The following is an 18,855-nucleotide window of genomic DNA, read 5'->3' as shown; positions in this document are numbered from 1 at the left end:
TAATAAAAAGGAACTGTTCTGCGTGATTTCTGTATAAATTGTAGAATTCTCGCAGGGGGTGCGCCGTGAGAACCGGCGTGCTGGCAGAAGAACGAAAATCGTGCGCCATGCAGAACCGGCGTACAGAAAGAAGGGTGGAAGAGCTTTGGCTAATTACATTTGGCAAAAACGTGCGGTCGCTGGGACGCTTGCGTGTCTTTTGGCGGCGGCGTCACTACCGTTGACTGCCTATGGGGCAAAGGCGCAGAGTGCCGAAACGACGCAGACAGAGACGCAGAAGCTGGGGGAAACGCCTGCGGACACCGGCGGCGACCTCACCTATGAGGAACAGCAGACCTATAGCGACTACTATGATATTTATCAGGGAGAACCTCGTCCTGATGCGGAGATTATGGTATATGGTGCGGATTTCAAAACAGCAGACTGCGAATCCTATGAGACATTTGTTTCTGGCGGCAGCGTTAGCTGGGATAACGAAGAGATTCCTGATAATACTCTGATCTGGAGCAGTGCCGACGGCAGCTTTACCTATGAGGTGAGCGTGCCGGAGACCGGTCTCTATTCCATTGAGACATCTTATTGTCCCATTTCCTCCAATACCTCGGAGATCTCCTTTTCTCTTGCGATTGACGGCGAAATTCCTTACGATACAGCATCCCGTCTGAATCTGAACAAGGTATACGTGAACAAAGAGGAAATGAAGACCGACAGCAGCGGTAATCAGATCCGGCCTTCTCAGATACAGACGGAGATCTGGCAGGCCTGTTGGATCGGCGACTCAGATGGTTTGTTCAACGAGCCCTTGTTCTTCTATCTGGAAAAAGGAACGCACGAGATCACCATTTCTTCTGAAAAGGCATATTTTGCGCTGGCATATCTTCGCTTTGCCCAGCCGGAGGAAACGCCTACTTATGACGAATATGTCAGCAGTACGGATACTTCAGTGACAAAAGAAAGCACGCCTTCCGGTGTTGTACGTATTGAGGGCGAGAGTGCAGTTTATAAGTCAGATTCCGTACTGTATCCTACTTATGATAATTCCACCAGTGCCATTTCTCCCTCTGACCCGAAGCATATGCTGTATAACACCATCGGCAGCGGCAACTGGAACAAGGCACTCCAGACTATAACCTGGCAGGTAGATGCCGGTACACTTCCCGGAGACGGTTGGTATAAGCTTGGCATCAAGGCACGGCAGGAAGATATGCGCGGTTTCTACTCCAACCGCCGGATCTATATCGACGGTCAGGTGCCCAGCGAGGAATTTGACCAGGTGAAGTTCTATTATGACACGGACTTTCAGATGACCACCGTAGAGAATGGAGACGGCGAGGCTGTCTATGTATATCTGACTGCTGGTGAGGATCATACCATTACACTGGAAGCGATCCCCGGCGAGATCGGCGATTCCATGCGCCAGTTGGATGCCATTGTGCTGGATCTGAACAATTATTACCGTAAGATCGTCATGATCACCGGCCCGGAACCGGACAAGTACACGGATTATTATGTTCACGAAAAAATTCCGGAATTGGTAGACGAATTCCAGCGGATGTCCGGCGAATTGAAAAAGGTTCAGGATCACATTGAAGCCTTGGCAAATTCTCAGGGTACAGAGGCAGCTTCTCTGGAACAGATGCGGATCATTCTGGACAAGTGCGTGAACGATCCTTTGAAGATCCCGAACTATCTGTCCCAGATCAAGGACTATATCACGTCCCTTTCCTCCTGGATGCGTGACTATCGTGATCAGCCTCTGGAAGTGGATTATCTGGAACTGGCTTCGGCAGATCAGGAATTCCCGTCTATCAAAGCAGGTTTCTGGGATTCTGTTTCCTACAGCTTCCAGCGGTTTGCAGCCTCCTGGGACGAGGATTACAGTTCTCTGTCTTCCACCACCGGCGATGAAGCCATTGAGGTATGGGTGCAGTTGGGACGTGACCAGGCACAGGTTGTCAAGGGACTGGTAGAATCCGAGTTCATGCCGGAATATGGCGTTGAGATCTCAGTGAACCTGGTTGTAGGCGGTGTCGTGGAAGCGACTCTGGCGGACAAGGGCCCCGATGTTGCCCTGTTCCTGGGCGGCGAATTTCCTGTAAACCTGGCGGCACGTGGGCTTCTGGCAGATGTTTCCCAGATGGATGGCTATGAAGAAATGACGCAGCTGTACCAGGAAAATGCAATGGTGCCCTATCAGTATGACGGCGGTACGTATGGTCTGCCTTTGACCAGAAGCTGGGCAATGATGTTCTACCGAAAGGACGTCCTCAGTGAGCTGGGCTTCACAAAAGCGCCTCAGACTTGGGACGATCTCATTGATATGCTCCCGGCACTTCAGCGGAATTATATGTCTGCTGGTCTGGTGCTGCCGGTCATTGCAGCGGACTCCAATATGGCGACCATTTCGGCGGCGACAGAATCCGGTCTGACCTTTGCAACGCTGCTGCTCCAGCGCGGTCAGAACTATTATAATGATGCACAGACAGAAACTACCTTTGATACCAATGCTGCCATTGACTCTTTTGAGATGTGGACAGATTTCTATACGAAGTATGATTTCGACCAGACCTATGACGCATTCAGCCGTTTCCGGACGGGTGAATATCCCATCGTCATTTCGGATTATTGCTCCTTCTTCAATCAGCTTTCAGTAGCAGCACCGGAAATAGACGGTCTGTGGGGCTTCACAGCCATTCCGGGTACGCTCCAGGAGGACGGCACCATTTCTCATGCGGTTAACTCCAACAATGCCGGTGCGGTCATCTTCAATAAGGTGGACGAAAAGGAAAATGGTGTTGAGAATGCATGGACTTTCCTGAAATGGTTCTGCTCCACAGAGGTGCAGGTAGAATATGGTACACAGATCGAAGGTCTGATGGGTCAGATGGGACGGTATGCAACGGCAAACAAAGAAGCGCTGACCCAGCTGGCATGGTCTACGGATGAGGCGGACACCATTCTGGGTGCTATGGATGAGCTGGAAGAGATCCCCATCATCCCGGCATCCTACTCCGTTACCCGTAATGTGATGAATGCATTCCGTGATGTAGTCAATAACTATGAGAATCCACGGGATACGCTCATGTCCTACAACCGGGATATCAACGAGGAAATCACCAGAAAACGTGAAAACCTCGGACTTGACACCTGATATGATGAAAAGAGGAAAACCTGTTGTGGTCTTTCCTCTTGCCTCTAATTTCTAAATCAATCATAAGGAGGGGTTTCACTTGGATACTGCCGAAATTGGCAAAAGAACAAGACAGGAAAACCGGCGGCTGACCTGGCTTGCTGTGAAGCAGAACAAAGCCACATATCTGATGATGCTGCCGTTCATGCTGTTTTTCCTGGTGTTTACCATTGTGCCGGTCGTTATGTCCTTGCCCATGGGCTTTACGGACTTCAACATGGTACAGATGCCGAAATTTGTCGGTCTGTCGAACTATACGACGCTGTTTCTTGCGGATAAAGTCTTTATCCAGTCCATTCGTGTGACACTGGTATTCGCACTCTTCACCGGCCCGATCAGCTATATTCTCTGTTTCCTGCTGGCGTGGCTCATTAACGAGCTGCATCCAAAGCTCCGCACCGTCTTCACCCTGATCTTCTATGCACCGTCTATGGCGAATGTGTACACCGTATGGAAGCTGATCTTCAGCGGTGACTCCTACGGTTATATCAACTCATTCCTGCTGGATCTGGGGCTTATCACATCGCCCATCCAGTGGCTTACGGACGGCGATTATGTTCTGGGCGTTACCATTGTGGTACAGATGTGGATCAGCCTTGGCGCAGGCTTCCTGGCACTGCGTGCAGGCTTCCAGAACATCGACCGGTCTCAGTATGAGGCTGGTGCGATTGAGGGTATCAAGAGCCGCTGGCAGGAACTGATCTACATCACCATCCCGTCCATGGGACCGCAGCTGATGTTTGCGGCAGTCATGCAGATCGTCAGCTCCTTCACTGCCGGCACTGTTTCTCAGAATCTGGTCGGTTTCCCCAGCACGGACTACAAGGCACATACCATTATGAACCATGCTTATGACTACGGCTGGGTACGTTATGAGATGGGCTATGCGTCAGCGATCTGTATGATCCTCTTCGTGGTCATGTATCTCCTGAACAAGCTCATCGGCAAGGTTCTCAGCAAGTATATGGACTAAGGAGGGTGCAGTATGGCAAAAAAAGAAAAAGTATACGGCACTCATCTGAAAGTGTCCACAAAGCGTGCCGGACATAAGGTAGGCGGAACGATCGGTATTTTCGTGTTCCTGCTGATCCTGGCACTGTTCATGGCGCTGCCTATCTATCTGGCAGTTGTCATGTCCCTGAAGCCCGTGCAGGAACTGTTTGTGTTCCCGCCGAAGCTCTATGTCATTGATCCCACCCTGTCCAACTACAGCACCATGTTCCGCATGTGTTCGGATCTGTGGGTACCCTTTTCCCGTTATGTATTCAACAGCGTTTTTGTCACTGTCTCTGTTACGGTGTGTCAGGTGGTATTCTCCGCTATGGCGGCATTCTGTCTGGCAAAAGTACGTTTTCCCGGCGCAAAGGCGCTCAATGCCATTATCGTCGTTGCCCTGCTGTATCAGAGCAATGTCATCTACATCATGCAGTACATGGTCATGGCAAAGCTGCACATGATCGATACTTATTGGGCACTGATCCTGCCATCTGTTGCAGCACCTATGAACCTGTTCCTCATGCGGCAGTCCATGACCCAAGTGCCGGATGCCATGATCGAAGCAGCAAAGGTGGACGGTGCAGGTATGTTCCGCATCTGCTGGCAGATCGTCATGCCGAACCAAAAGCCGGCGCTTATGACTGTCATCATCTTTGCATTCCAGGCGGCGTGGAATATCCAGGGCGGTACGCTGGTATTCAGCGAATCCCTGAAGACACTCCCCACCGTGGTACAGCAGGCAGCTTCGGCAGGTCTTGCGAGAGCTGGTGTCGCTATGGCGGCAGCCGTGTTTATGCTGGTGCCGCCGATCGTCATCTTCATGCTGGCACAGCGGCAGGTAATCGAAACCATGGCGCACTCGGGCATCAAAGACTAAAGAAAGGGTGAGATACTTGCAGAAAAAGGCAAAATATCTGGCGGCGGCATGTCTGTCTGCACTGATGCTTACGGCGACGGTGAGTGCACCGGCGGCTTCGGCACAGGAGCACTATAATGTCTATAACTATGACCGCTGGAATGAAGCAACTCCTTCTCAGGCAGGCTATGCGGCAGATCGTGCCGTGAGTGGTCTCGATCTGGGCTGCGGGGCGTTCAATACCCCTACAGATCTCTTCCGTGACTGGGAGGACCGCTTTTATGTGGTGGACAGTGGCAACAACCGCATTGTGGTGACGGACGGCAACTTCACCAAGGCAGATAAGATTTATGACAGCTTCCGCATGGAGGACGGCAGCGAGACGACGCTGAAATCCCCGGAAGGTATTTATGTTTCCCAGGATACGGGACTGATGTACATTGCAGATACGGGAAATTCCCGGCTGCTGGTGTGCGGTCTGGACGGCAATGTGCTCATGGAACTGACACGGCCGGACTCCACATTATATGAAAACGAGACATTCAAACCTCAGAAGGTCGTTGTGGACAAGGCAGGCAACATCTACATGGTGCTGAATAACATCACAAACGGTGCGGCAATGTTCAACAGCGATGGAGAATTCCAGGGTTATTTCGGTGCAAACTCCGTGGACGCTACGGCAGAAGTCGTTGCAAATTACTTCTGGAACCTCATTGCAACTGACGAAATGCGTGCCAATTCGTCCCGTAAGGTCGCCGCCGGTATCACAAACTTCGATATCGACGAGGAAGGCTTCATTTACACCGTGACCCAGTCTTCTTCCTCTGAGGCGGATCGTGTAAAAAAAGTCAACCCGGCAGGCTATAACCTGTATTCTGCCTGGGAAGTGACCTTTGGCGATCTGAATTCCATTTTTGATTCCAATACCAACGAGAATTACAGCACCAAGATGGTGGACATCGATGTGGATGATCTGGGCAGACTGAACTGTCTGGATCTGGAAACGGGACGTGTGTTCCAATATGACGAGGACGGCAACCTGTTGTTCATTCTGGGTTCTACCTCCGATCAGGTGGGCGGCTTTTCCATGAAGGTCTCCGCCGTGGAGACCATGGGAACCAATATCTATGTTGCGGATTCCATGAAAAACACCGTCACTGTTTTCTCTGAAACCGACTTCGGCGGTATTGTCCACGAGGCTGTTTCTCTGTATAACGCTGGTTACTATGCTGAGGCATTGGAACCCTGGCGCGAGGTTTTGAAACGGGACGGCAACTATCATATGGCATATATCGGCATCTCATCAGCGCTCTATAATGAGGGAGATTATTCTGGTGCTATGAAATATGCAAAGCTGGCTCAGTCTCGAAACTTGTACAACAAAGCATTCGAGGGATACCGTTCTGAATGGCTGAATGCAAACTTTACATGGATCATTCTAGTCGTTGTGGTGCTTATTGCGGTGGGTATATTCTTCCACTTCCGAAACAAGAAGAAGAAAAAGAATCAGCCGAAGAATCTGGTCGAAATGCTGCACGAGGGAGAGGAGGAGTGATGCTGCTATGATGGATTTAACACAAAAACAATGGGTAAAACACAGTGTGTTCCACCCGTTTGAGGGCTTTGAAGATCTGCGCTGGAAAAAAGGCGGTTCCGTGTTCTATGCCAGCATCGTGGTATTGCTCTGGTTTATTGCAGAGATTCTCCATGATAATGTTCTGGGATATCAATTTGCTGTGACAAACACAAAAATGTTCAGCATTGTTCCCTATATTGTTCAGACGATCGCATTGTTTCTGGTGTGGGTTGTGGGAAACTGGTCTATCTGCACTCTGCTGGAAGGCGAAGGAACCATGAAGAACATTTACATCTATAGTGCCTATTCGCTGATCCCTTATGTGGCAGGGCTGTACATCCGGACAATTTTGTCTCATGTACTTATTCAGGATGAAGTTATTTTTATTACCTGTGTCAATGTGATCGGTCTGGTCTGGTCGATCCTGCTGATGTTCAACGCCATCAAGGCAGTGCATCAGTATTCCATCTCAAAGACCATTCTGGCGCTGATCCTGACCTTTGTGGCAATGATCATTATTCTGATTCTGCTGGTACTGCTTGTGGCACTGTTCCAGCAGGTATACGTGTTTATTTCTTCCGTCTACACGGAGATCACATATCGCGTGAGAGTATAGAAAGGACGGTGGAACAGACATGTTAATATGGAAAAAATGGGCTGCCGTTCTGGCGGCAATGTCCCTTTGCCTGACGGCGGCATCTTTCCCGGTATCGGCTGAAGAAGAGGATACCGCTGCGGAGGAGACTACGGCAGAGGAGACTGCCGGGGATGAGACCGGCGAGGGCGAAGCTGCCGAAGAAGAGGCGACCCGGGAGGAAGCCCTGGAGGAGATCGAGATCACCGCAGATCAGGTGACCCAGTACATGGAAAAGAAAAATTCCTGCGACGGGATCACCTTCTACTACCGCACAGAGGACTATGAGGATACCATTGCCGATGAGGACGTGGTAGATCTGCTGGATGACATCGAGCTTGCGGGTATTGACGATGAGACCGGCGAGGTAGTCTGCACCTTAGAGGAAGAGGACGATACCAGTGACTTTGTGATCTTCCTGAGTCCTGAGGGACGCTGGCTGGTGTATATGGACACGGAATATACCAAGGTAACCATGGTGCGCCGCATTGTTTCTACCCTGGACAACGAATTTCTATTTCTGTCCTCAGATCACAAGACGCTGGAACTGTACAACGACGATTTTGACGAAGTAGAACGCAGTTATACCAGCAACGGCAAGGCAGAGGACGGCAAGGTCACCTATACCAACGAGGACGGCTGGACAGTTGCGCTGGCAGATACCTTTGATGCAGTGATTTCCTCTGCACGGTTTGTCACGGAAAATGACAAGCTGGCACTGTATGTGGACGATGACACCGCTGTCATTGGTCTGTATGACAAGGCAGCGGATAAAATGTGGTGGTCTACACCGGAAAATGTGGGACACGACAAGCGTGCCACCAATACCATCGTGGATGATCTTTCCTCTTCTCTGAAAATGGTCTACGGCGAGCCGGAGGCGAGAAGTACCACCAATATGCGTTCCAAGAGCGACGCAAAGGTCAAGGTGAAGGATAAGAGCAACGGCGTGGAGATCACCTATACTTTCCGGAAGGCAGGCATTACCATTCCTGTGATTTATACACTGGAGGATGATTACCTGGAAGCACGTATCGAGACTTCCGAGATCGAGGAAGAGGATACTTCCCAGACTGGAAAGCTTACGACTTCGCTCTCCATGATGAGCAGCTTCGGTGCGGCAGCTTCTACCGATGAGGGCTATTTTGTCATTCCCGATGGCAGCGGTGCACTGATCCGGTTCAACAACGGTAAGACCAGCGCCAAGAGCTATACGGGCTATGTGTACGGCTCTGATATCACAGCGGTTTCCCTGACAGAGCCGGCTGTGACAGAGCAAGTATATCTGCCCATGTACGGTATTGTTAACGGTGATGACGCCATGATGGTGGTCTGCACCGAGGGTGATTCCAATGCAAAGCTGACTGCAAGCGTCAGCGGACAGTCTAAGAGCAGCTATAACATCTGCGGCTTTGATTTCACCATCCGTGATTCCGACACCTATTATATGTCCGGTGACAATAACACAGCGCTTACTGTGTTTGAGGACGGAGACATTAAAACAGATGCCGTTGCTGTGCGCTATTACCCCTTGGAGACGGAGGAAACGCCGGACTATGGAGATGTGGCAGAGGCTTATCGGAATTATCTCACGGAGGAAGCCAGCGTGGAAAATACCGTGGATTCCGCAGATCCGGGGCTGTATCTGGACTTCTACGGCGGTACAGAAAAGGAAAAATCCATCCTGGGCGTGCCGGTAACACTGAAAACTTCCCTGACCAGCTTTGAACAGGCACAGGAAATTCTGGAGAATCTCGCTTCAGGCGGCGCAGAAAATATCCGTGTGCAGTATCACAACTGGACAAACGACGGCATTTCCGGCAAGGTAGATTATAAGGCAAAGGCAGCCGGCTGTCTTGGCGGCAACGGCGACTGGAAAGATCTGTTGTCCTATGCGGATTCCAACGGTGTGACCATCTATCCTGCTGTGGACAACAAGACTTTTTCATCCGGAAACGGCTATTTCACATTCTCGGATACTACCGTCCGCATTTCTGGTTCCTATGCCCGAATCTATGACTACAACTTGGCATACGGCACACAGAGTACGGTGAACAAGCCGCTGTCCCTGCTGTCGCCCTCCACCTTTACAGATATCTACGCCAAGCTGGCGGACAATTATAGCAAAAAGGAACTGTCAGCAGTTTCTCTGGGCAGCATGACCTCTGCACTGTACGGTGACTATGGCAAGGCTGCGATTTCCCGTGACAAGGCACAAGAACTTCTGGAAGAATCCTATCAGTCCCTTTCGGATGCCTCCATTACTATGCTGGCAGATACGGCAAATGCCTATGCACTGCCTTATGTCAAGGAACTGACAGATGTACCGCTCCAGTCCAGCGGATTCGACCTTTTTGATGAGGACATCCCCTTCTATCAGATGGTCATGCACGGGCTGAGATCCTATTCCGGAACAGCAGTCAATGCTTCGGCAAATCCAGAGGAAACACTGCTTCTCTCCATTGCAACAGGCAGCAGCCTGCACTATGATATGATCGGCGAGGAGACCAGCACACTGAAGGATACGGATCTGGATACGCTGTATTATGCAAGTGCAGAGGATTGGATCGATTTCGCTGCACAGAGCTATGGGTTCTCCAAGGCAGTGCTCTCCGGTCTGGGTGATCAGGCGATCACCGACTATGAACGGGACGGTAATAGGATCACCACGGCTTATGAGAACGGCACAGTCGTTGTCACAGATCTGACTGAAAAGACCGTCAGTGTAGACGGCACCGAATATGCGCTTTCGGATTATGTTGAAGAAGGGAGCTGGAGCGAAACATGAAAATGGCGTATGAAAAACGAAAGAGCATGTACGGCTATGGCTTCATTGCCCTTTGGTTTGTGGGTGCAGTGATCTTCTTCCTGATCCCCGTTGTAGAGTCGCTGCTCTATTCTTTCCAGGATATCACTCCGGACACTGGCGGTATGGTCGGCAACTGGGTGGGTCTGGATAATTACAACTATGCATTTAATGTAGACCCGAACTATCGTCAGTACCTGGTACAGGTGCTGAAAGACACCGCATGGAAAACACCGCTGATCCTGGTGTTCTCCCTGTTCGTGGCAGTGATCCTGAACCAGAAGTTCAAGGGACGGACATTTTCCCGTGCCGTATTCTTCCTGCCTGTCATCATTGCCACCGGCCCAGTGTACAATATCATCAATGGTAACCTGCAGAGCACCGGCAACAGTGATGCAAGCCAGTTCTCCACCATGTTCTCCACAGATCTGCTGGGCGAACTCATGGAATTCCTGGGCATCTATGGCATTTCGGATAGTATGCAGACCACCATTGAGACGGTTTCTGACAATATCTTCGGTATTGTGTGGAATTCTGGTATTCAGATCCTGATTTTCCTGGCAGCGCTCCAGAACATTCCTGTTTCCGCAAAGGAGGCAGCTCAGATGGAGGGTGCCACAGCGTGGGAATACTTCTGGAAGATCACCCTGCCCTATGTCAGCCCTATGATCCTGGCATGCTTTATCTTCACCATCATTGATTCCTTTACAGATCCGAATAACGTGGTTATGGGACGGATCCTGGATCTCCAGTCTGACTGGCAGTATGGGCCGGCATCGGCGATGGCGTGGGTATACTTTGCCATTGTCCTGGCTGCCGTGGGTATCATAACCACAATCATCAACAAATTCGTTTATTACGAAGTCGATTAAAGGAGGCGGCAACTATGGAAACAATCAAAGAAACTCCGCTGGCGTCTCCCAAGGACGACGCACTGGTAGGAAACGGCATGAGCAAGCGGGAGGCACGGAAGATCCGGATGCAGAGCATGAACAAGTCCGAGATCGCCTATATGCGCCGCAAGCGTGTATTTGAAGCAGTCTGGCCCTTTTTCCGCTTCTTCATTCTGTTTGGTCTGTGCTTTGTCATTCTCTATCCGCTGATCTATATGCTCAGCTGTGCCTTCCGTGATCCGGCAGATATGAGCGATCCTACGGTTATGTGGATCCCCCGTCATTTGACCCTGGACGTCATCAAGGAAACCGCCGGCGTAATGGACATCTGGAATACTCTGGGAACGACACTGCTCCTGAATGTGGGCTGTTCTCTGGTACAGGTGGCATCCTGTGCATTGGCTGGCTATGGCTTTGCCCGATTTAAGTTCAAGGGTAAGGGCATTCTCTTCGGTATCGTTGTCATGATGATCCTGGTGCCGTCGCAGATCATTGCCATTCCCCAGTACATGTCGTTCCGTCACTTCGGTCTTTTCGGGCTGGAAGTGAACCTCATTAACTCCAAGCTCTGTATGTATCTGCCGGCTGCTATGTGCAATGGTATCCGTGCCGGTCTGATGATCTTTATTTTCCGTCAGTTCTTCAAGGGTCTGCCAAAGGAGCTGGAGGATGCGGCATATCTGGATGGCTGCGGTCCGCTTCGCACCTTTGTACAGGTTATGATCCCCAATGCATCATCTTCGTTCCTGACCGTATTCCTGTTCTCTATCGTCTGGTACTGGAATGACTATTATGTCAGCTCCACGTTCTTCACTAAGAACCAGACCATTGCCTTGATGCTGAAAAACCTCAGCACACTGCTGTCCCAGCAGCTGTTCAACAATGCAGACGTGAGTCCCAGAGAGCAGATCGTGTGGATGGAAGCCGGCTGTCTGATCTCGATCCTGCCGATTCTGATCATGTATGTGTTCCTTCAGAAGTATTTTACCGAAGGTATCGAACGTTCCGGTCTGGTTGGCTGACGGCAGAAATTGTGGAAAATACAAAGAGACGTTTCCTTCGGGAGACGTCTTTTTTGCGGAAATTGCAGAAAAAACGGACTTTCCACAATTTTATGTTGAAATGTGTGGAAAACAGTTGAAAAAAGATCAGCACTGATTCAGACTGCCGCAGATAGTGATATCTGCTCCGGCAAATCATTCCTGTGTTTTGCACGCTTTCTCCAATTCTCCCCACAAAGAGGAATTCACCATGGGCAATTTGCACAAAAAGAGGGCTGTAGGTTTTACATAAAAAATGAAAGAATGGTGTTGACATATTCGTGCAGATATGATATAATTTATGACAGAAGCAAGGCAGATGATCCAACGACAAGAATTGCGGTCGGCGGATGTTGCTTCATTATGAAAGATGCCGTGCAGCAAAGGTTAGGCTGCTGACGGTGTGCTTTCAATTGCAATTTTAGATTTTTGCAGTTATCTCTCTTTTTCTCATTGCTTTACTGAAACCGTGCCCGTTCTTTTTAGGATGGGCACGGTTTCGTATTATATAAAACAAAAATTGGATTTTCCCTGTGGCTTGACAGAATTGTGGAAACACGCTATAATGACAGTGGACGAGAAAGGGGTACGTCCGGAAATCACACAAAATGGGAGTGAATGCTCCCCATAGAAAGGAACGAAATTCATGATGAAACAGATTTGGAAAAAAGGAATTGCTGCTGTCTGCGCAGCCGGAACAGCATTTGCGATGGTGCCGTTTTCTGCATCAGCACTCTCCATGCAACCGGAAACGGTAAAAGTGCTTGCTGTTGGGGATGACTGCCTGGCACAGGTGGAGGGCATGACCCCTGCGGTGGAATATGTGGCGGACTATCTGGGCGGTACATGGGAGAACCGTGCGGAGATCGGGCTGAAAGCCGCAGATCTGGTGGAAGATCTGAAAACCGATGCCGCTCTTCAGGCGGATATCCAGGAAGCCGATGTGATCCTGGTGTCTGTCGGCGTCAACGATATCATTACGCCGATTCTCTATGAGAATACGGACATTATCGACGGCAGCCAGTACAGTACCCTGGAGTCTCTTGCCAATGGTATGCCCAATGATATGGACAAGATCATGGAATTGGACAGCCGTCTTATGAAAACCTTGCCGAAAACAGTGGAACAGACCAATGCAGCTATCACAGAGGCAGTGCAGCTGATCCGGAAAAACAACAGCAGCGCCAATATTGTGGTACAGAAAGTGTCCAATCCTCTTGCGGTGGATTTCAAGGCGCTGAGTGAAACCGTTTCTCAGAACCGCCGTGCGGCGCTTTCCACATTGTTTACCTATCTGGAAGCGTGCCTTCTGGGTGGTTCCGACGCAGGTGCACCTATTGTTCCTGTGGGCGTGAACGAAGCCATTTCCTCTTTATCTAATGTGGCAGTGGCGGATTTTTATGAGCCATATGTGGGCGCATCTGGTGAAAAGGCACTGGGCTTTTATCTGACCAATATTGCAAATCTGGATATGACATTCTCTGCCATTGGACAGGTGATCATTGCTTCGGCTTCCGTCAATGCCGACAAGGCACTCTCTAATGGAGATGGCAGTGTGATCGCTGCGGCATATGATGCCACCGGCGAGCGCAGCAACCTGGAGACACTTCGTCCGGCACTGGATGAAATGATGGATACCGCTTCGGAAAATACTGCGACTGCCTTTTTTCAGGGCGATGTGGATTCCAACGGTACCATTAATGCCGATGATGCCTATCTGACATTAAAAGAATATGCTTCTGTTTCTGTTGGCAAGTCCAGTGATTTTGTCCCTGTCCAGCGCCGTGCGGCAGATATGGACAACAACAACACAGCAAATGCCGATGATGCCTATCTGATGCTGAAATTCTATGCGGCATGTTCTGTGGGACAGGATGTGGATCTGGAGACATTTCTCCAGGAAAATGGCCGCAAGTGATCTGGAAACATACTTTTACAGTAAAAATGACAATGTGAAGCCTGTGTGGGGGAGTATTTTACTTTCTTTTCTATCGATTATCATATGATTATCACAAAAAAACGTATAATAAGAATTACAGAAAACGAAAAGCACAACCACAACACATCTGGAGAAAAGCTCCAAGATGTTTTGGTATAGATGGAAAGGAAGAGTATTATGGCTGATTTTGAAACCAACAATGCAGGCATGAACAACGGCGAGGAAAACATGGGGACAGGCACTCCGAACAATGCAAACGATCCCTATGCTTATCAGAATGGCTATTATCGCAATCCGACACCGCATCAGGATGAGGCAGTACACAGCAGTGCCGGTTCTGCAAATTCCTACAGTACAGGCAATTCTGCACAGACGCCGCCCAATGGCAGTTCCAATGGGAATAACGGCTATACCTATGTGAATTATTATTCCGATCCCAACGGCAATGCGTCCGGGGATCCAGGAAAGAAACCTAAGAAAAAGCACACTGGTTTGAAGGTGACCGCATGTGTACTGGCAATGGCACTGGTTTCCGGTGCATCCATTGGGATCTATGAGGGGATTCGTTCTTCTCTGGATTCCGGAAACGCAGTGATTTCTGATGTGACAGCAGAAAAAAAGGATGATGCAAAAGAAAATTCCAAGAGTAATGCGGAGAGCAGCAACGCGGAGGAAAGCTGGATTCAGCTGGCCTCTACCAACGGTGCTATGTCCGTTACAGATATTGTCAAAAAAGTGACACCTTCTGTTGTGGGAGTTCAAGCAACTTTTTCTGCATCCAACAATGGAAATAATTATTACGGCGGCTTTTTTGGCTATGGCAATCAGAATGGCGGTACGCAGCAGGCAACAGGTGTGGGCACTGGTATTGTCATGTCAGAGGATGGCTATATTGTGACCAATGCCCATGTGATCTATGACGATGAGTACGGCTATGGCGAGGCTACCGCAGTGCAGGTGCAGATGTCTGACGAGGAAACGACTTATGATGCACGCATTGTGGCATATGACAAAGAAGCAGACATCGCTGTGCTGAAGGTGGAAGCCAAAGACTTGACACCGGCAGAGTTCGGTGACAGTTCCAGCTGTGAGGTAGGTGAAATGGTGGTTGCCATCGGTAATCCTCTGGGTCTGGAATTCCAGAACACTGTTACTTGCGGTATTATCTCCGCACTGGATCGCCGGGTCACCATCAATGATAACACTATGACTTTGATCCAGACAGATACCGCCATCAACAGCGGTAACTCCGGCGGCCCGCTCATCAACAGCGCTGGTCAGGTTATCGGCATCAACTCTGCAAAAATGTCCTCGACCTATTCCGGTCAGGCAACAGTAGAAGGTATTGGCTTTGCGATTCCTATGTCAGAAGCCCGAACCATTATTGACGATCTTATCAATTACGGCTATGTGACCGGCCGTCCGCAGCTTGGCATCACCTGCCAGGATGTTTCGGAGGCTGTGTCCCAGGCATATCATATCCCGGTGGGCGCTTATATTATCAGCGTTACCGAGGGCGGTGCAGCAGATGCTGCCGGGTTACAGCCGGCGGATGTTATCACTGCCATCCAGGATCAGGAAATCACCACCACAGAAGAACTGAACGCTGTGAAGAATGAATACAACGCCGGCGATACAGTGACGTTGACGGTTGTCCGCAGCGGTGAGGAAATGAAAGTGGACATCACGCTGGAAGAAGTGACAGCGTCCCAGAACTGATCCTATTTTATCTTTATTTTGACATCTCGTTTTTTCATACATTCTCCTTATTATTTTTCCGAGAGACCGCCCGGCACATTGTCGGGCGGTTTTTCGGTGCTTTTTTAGAATGAGGAATGAGGAGTTAGGAATGGCAGTGTTCGCTGCGCTCATATGATTAAAAAATATTTAGTGTGTAAAAGTTGATGTTCTCTTATATATAAATACATCGCCGCAGACGATACCGCCATTCCTCATTCCTAACTCCTAATTCCTCATTATTTTATAAGGCACCATTTTTTGTTGGCAGCATAGGATGGAATAAGGCATGCCGGAATTGAAACGGGAGTACTTTCCACCATTTCCACAGTTGATATGTTGAAAACTCGTTGAAAGCATCCCGGCGGCTATGCTAAGGCAATACCGTGCAAAGTCCACAGGTGTTTTTTGTGCGATGTTGCCCGAATAGTAGATCCCGGTCTCCGCTGCGTGTATGCGCCGGATGCCGGCAGTGAAGGGGTCATACGAATCCGGAATTCGTATCACGCAGGAAAAATTCCAGGAGCGGAGGTATGGGTATGCAAACCAACAAGGTGATTTTGGTGGCAGGAGGCGACCTGCGGCAACGCTATGCTGCACAGAAGCTGGCAGAACTGCCCGGATGGACGGTGCAGGCGGCAGGCTTTGTGCCGGATGCGCTGGAAAATAGCGGCGTAGTGTGCTGTAGGGAGGAACTTGACGATGCCGTACCCTATGATGTGCTGGTGCTGCCGATTCCGGCAAGCACAGACGGTGTGACAGTGCAGGCGCCTTTCGGGAAACATCCGCTGTCGCTGACGGCATTGGCGGAACACGGAAATCCCGGGGCACTGGTGTTGGGCGGACAGTGCTCAGAAGCAGTGGAACATTGCTTCACGGCGGTAGGTATGGAAACGGAGGATTATCTCAAGCGGGAGGAACTTTGCCTCAGCAACGCCGTTCCTACTGCCGAAGGAGCCATTCAGATCGCCATGGAGGAAACAGCCTCCACCCTGGATGGCGGTACAGCACTCATCGTGGGCTATGGCAGGATCGGCATGGCACTTGCGCAGAGACTCCGGGGACTGGGTATGACAGTGAACGTCTGCGCCAGACGCTGTGAGACCAGGGCACTTGCGGTGATGCAGGGCTGCGGTGCTATGCCCATGATGGAACTGGAACAGGCGGCAGCAAAAAGTACGCTGGTACTGAATACCGTTCCGGCACTGGTCTTGACGGAACAAGTGTTAAAAGCACTGCCGGCAGATTCACTGGTCATAGACCTGGCGTCCCGTCCCGGCGGCACGGATTTCACGGCGGCAAAAAAGCTGGGCATCCGGGTCGTGTGGGCTTTGTCACTTCCGCCGGGGATGCGGTGTTGGCACAGGAAAAGTGTTGAAAATACTGTGGAAAAAGGTTTAAAACTCGGAATTTACGCACTGAATTGTGAAAAAGCGACAAAAATGGGGATAATATCACGCCAAGAATTTTAAAAAAAAAGAGCGGATGGGCTTGACACGGGCGAAATAATATGTTAAAATACGTATGTAAATTGTTTATAGGGCTGCTATAAGCGGTTCTGTAGGCAGTCACAATTGTCGTTCGCAGACTGTTTTGATTTATGAAGCGGTATGGATCATGCGGTCTTGCATCTGTCAGGTCGGATGAGGGACATCCGTACAGGCGGCAATGGTAATTTAAAATAAAAAAGAGAGGTAAAAAGAATGAAGAAGACATTTAACAGACTTCTTGCTGCAACTGTCGCAATTCCGGTTGCACTGGGTCAGTTGGCTGCGATTTCTGCTACAGCTGCTGAAACTGAAAAGTTTGCTGTAACCACAGAAAAGCTCCTGAATGTGGAGACTAACGCAGGCTTTCCGACCGATGCTGAGGGTGATACCATTACCTTTACTCAGGTTTCTAACTGGAACGAGACTGTTGCAAAGGCACTGGAAAAGGCTGATGGCAAGGTAATTACAGTTGACGCTAAGGCAATTGTAAGCACTCTTGGTTCTGGCTACTACGCTTCCCTGATCAAGGACATTGTAAACGCTTCTGCTGATCCGACCGCTACTGTATCTGGAAGCACTGTTACAATCGCAGGGACTGCTGATTTCTCCAGCTACATTGTTCCGGAACTGGAAGAAAAGTTCGCAGAACTGGGCTATGGTGAGATCAAGCTGAACACCGCTGCTATGACTGGCGAATACAAGGCTGTTGTTACTGCTGATCTGGACAACAAGAAGGCTTCTGCAACACTGGAATATGTTTCCGGCGGCAAGACCTACACTGTTGACACTGCTGTTGATTACCTGACTGCGATCTATGATGATTTGAGCGCACAGGTTGATGCAATTGTTGCAGAGAAGGTTGGTCAGGACGTTGAAACAGATAAGGCTGAGCTGAAGGCTATCACAGATAAGATGGCAAACAAGGTTGCTGCACTGCAGAACAAGCTGGATCTGTTCAAGACTGCAAACATTTCTGAGAGAACTTATGACACTGCAAATGCTACTCTGGCTGCTGCTCTGAATTATGCAGTAAAGAACGGCATTGCATCTGCTGCAAATCAGCCGAACACTGTTGATGGCATGGTTGCAAAGTATGGCGCAACATTTGATAACGCAGTCGCTTCCCTGAACTCCAGCCTGGAAGCAGTTGATGTCAATGTTGAGATCCAGGTTTCTTCTGCTGACATCGCTTCTGTTCTGAACGGCGCTTCTAATTTCGTTGTAAGCGCAGCAAAGGGTGCATATTCTGTTGACTTCGATATTGAAGATGCAGAGTACGATGCAGTTGTTGCATACGTAGAAGCACAGGTAGAAGAAGTTTACGGCGGTACAAAGGAAGTTGAGTCTGTTGAGACTGTAAAGACCGTAGAGGTTGATGCAAATGTAGAAGGTACAGTCGCTCTGGATATCGTTCGTGACGTAACCGTTGTTCTGAAGGATAAGGACACAACTGATACAACTGAAACAAGCGATACAGACGAGACTGGTTCTACTGAGACCACTGTAAACACTGATGATACAAGTGACACTGGTTCTACTGAGACCACTGTAAATACCGATGATACAAACGGCACTGGTTCTACTGAGACCACTGCAAACACCGATGATACAAACGGCACTGGTTCTACTGAGACCACTGCAAGCACCGATGATACAAACGGCACTGGTTCTACTGAGACCACTGCAAGCACCGATGAT

At 49.7% G+C, this 18,855-nt stretch carries 12 protein-coding genes; all 12 read left to right on the top strand.

Annotated elements, in window-relative coordinates:
• Nucleotides 1–145: 145 nt before the first annotated feature.
• Nucleotides 146–3,151, top strand: coding sequence for an extracellular solute-binding protein (locus tag QZ375_RS00170; RefSeq protein WP_295213920.1), 3,006 nt, complete (start codon nucleotides 146–148; stop codon nucleotides 3,149–3,151).
• 79 nt (nucleotides 3,152–3,230) lie between these two features.
• A complete protein-coding gene (locus QZ375_RS00165; RefSeq protein ID WP_365727845.1) occupies nucleotides 3,231–4,163 on the top strand; it encodes a sugar ABC transporter permease in 933 nt (310 codons plus the stop codon).
• 12 nt (nucleotides 4,164–4,175) lie between these two features.
• Nucleotides 4,176–5,063 carry a carbohydrate ABC transporter permease gene (locus QZ375_RS00160; protein WP_295213918.1) on the top strand — a complete coding sequence of 296 codons (888 nt, stop codon included), beginning with the start codon at nucleotides 4,176–4,178 and terminating at the stop codon, nucleotides 5,061–5,063.
• Between the two features lie 16 nt (nucleotides 5,064–5,079).
• Complete coding sequence (locus QZ375_RS00155) at nucleotides 5,080–6,597, top strand: hypothetical protein (protein ID WP_295213916.1); 1,518 nt, start codon at nucleotides 5,080–5,082, stop codon at nucleotides 6,595–6,597.
• Between the two features lie 7 nt (nucleotides 6,598–6,604).
• Nucleotides 6,605–7,234: a Yip1 family protein gene (locus QZ375_RS00150; protein WP_295213914.1), complete on the top strand. Its 630-nt coding sequence runs from the start codon at nucleotides 6,605–6,607 to the stop codon at nucleotides 7,232–7,234.
• 19 nt (nucleotides 7,235–7,253) lie between these two features.
• Nucleotides 7,254–10,040, top strand: a complete 2,787-nt coding sequence (locus QZ375_RS00145) for a DUF5696 domain-containing protein (RefSeq protein ID WP_295213913.1) — start codon at nucleotides 7,254–7,256, stop codon at nucleotides 10,038–10,040.
• Nucleotides 10,037–10,930 carry a sugar ABC transporter permease gene (locus tag QZ375_RS00140; RefSeq protein WP_295213911.1) on the top strand — a complete coding sequence of 298 codons (894 nt, stop codon included), beginning with the start codon at nucleotides 10,037–10,039 and terminating at the stop codon, nucleotides 10,928–10,930. The genes QZ375_RS00145 and QZ375_RS00140 overlap by 4 nt, the downstream gene beginning before the upstream one ends.
• Before the next feature lie 14 nt (nucleotides 10,931–10,944).
• On the top strand, nucleotides 10,945–11,973 hold the full coding sequence (locus QZ375_RS00135) for a carbohydrate ABC transporter permease (RefSeq protein WP_295213910.1): 1,029 nt from the start codon (nucleotides 10,945–10,947) through the stop codon (nucleotides 11,971–11,973).
• A 664-nt stretch (nucleotides 11,974–12,637) separates the two neighbouring features.
• Nucleotides 12,638–13,909 carry a dockerin type I domain-containing protein gene (locus tag QZ375_RS00130; RefSeq protein WP_295213907.1) on the top strand — a complete coding sequence of 424 codons (1,272 nt, stop codon included), beginning with the start codon at nucleotides 12,638–12,640 and terminating at the stop codon, nucleotides 13,907–13,909.
• 198 nt (nucleotides 13,910–14,107) lie between these two features.
• Complete coding sequence (locus QZ375_RS00125; protein ID WP_295213905.1) at nucleotides 14,108–15,649, top strand: trypsin-like peptidase domain-containing protein; 1,542 nt, start codon at nucleotides 14,108–14,110, stop codon at nucleotides 15,647–15,649.
• Nucleotides 15,650–16,200: 551 nt separating this feature from the next.
• Nucleotides 16,201–17,139, top strand: a complete 939-nt coding sequence (locus QZ375_RS00120) for a dipicolinate synthase subunit DpsA (RefSeq protein WP_295213904.1) — start codon at nucleotides 16,201–16,203, stop codon at nucleotides 17,137–17,139.
• Between the two features lie 231 nt (nucleotides 17,140–17,370).
• Nucleotides 17,371–18,855: hypothetical protein (locus tag QZ375_RS00115; protein WP_365727839.1), on the top strand; the 1,485-nt coding region annotated here is incomplete at its 3' end.

The organism is Ruminococcus sp., assembly GCF_019417665.1.
In the GTDB taxonomy this organism is placed as follows: Bacteria; Bacillota; Clostridia; order Oscillospirales; family Ruminococcaceae; genus Ruminococcus_C.
The sequence above is the reverse complement of the archived record's forward strand: the minus strand, read 5'-3'. Positions and strand labels throughout refer to the sequence as shown.

What these genes read in the sequence shown, in the direction of transcription:
- QZ375_RS00160 (WP_295213918.1), top strand. Translation starts at nt 4,176, where the DNA reads ATGGCAAAAAAAGAAAAAGTATACGGCACTCATCTGAAAGTGTCCACA.
- QZ375_RS00150 (WP_295213914.1), top strand. Translation starts at nt 6,605, where the DNA reads ATGATGGATTTAACACAAAAACAATGGGTAAAACACAGTGTGTTCCAC.
- QZ375_RS00145 (WP_295213913.1), top strand. Translation starts at nt 7,254, where the DNA reads ATGTTAATATGGAAAAAATGGGCTGCCGTTCTGGCGGCAATGTCCCTT.
- QZ375_RS00140 (WP_295213911.1), top strand. Translation starts at nt 10,037, where the DNA reads ATGAAAATGGCGTATGAAAAACGAAAGAGCATGTACGGCTATGGCTTC.
- QZ375_RS00135 (WP_295213910.1), top strand. Translation starts at nt 10,945, where the DNA reads ATGGAAACAATCAAAGAAACTCCGCTGGCGTCTCCCAAGGACGACGCA.
- QZ375_RS00130 (WP_295213907.1), top strand. Translation starts at nt 12,638, where the DNA reads ATGATGAAACAGATTTGGAAAAAAGGAATTGCTGCTGTCTGCGCAGCC.
- QZ375_RS00125 (WP_295213905.1), top strand. Translation starts at nt 14,108, where the DNA reads ATGGCTGATTTTGAAACCAACAATGCAGGCATGAACAACGGCGAGGAA.
- QZ375_RS00120 (WP_295213904.1), top strand. Translation starts at nt 16,201, where the DNA reads ATGGGTATGCAAACCAACAAGGTGATTTTGGTGGCAGGAGGCGACCTG.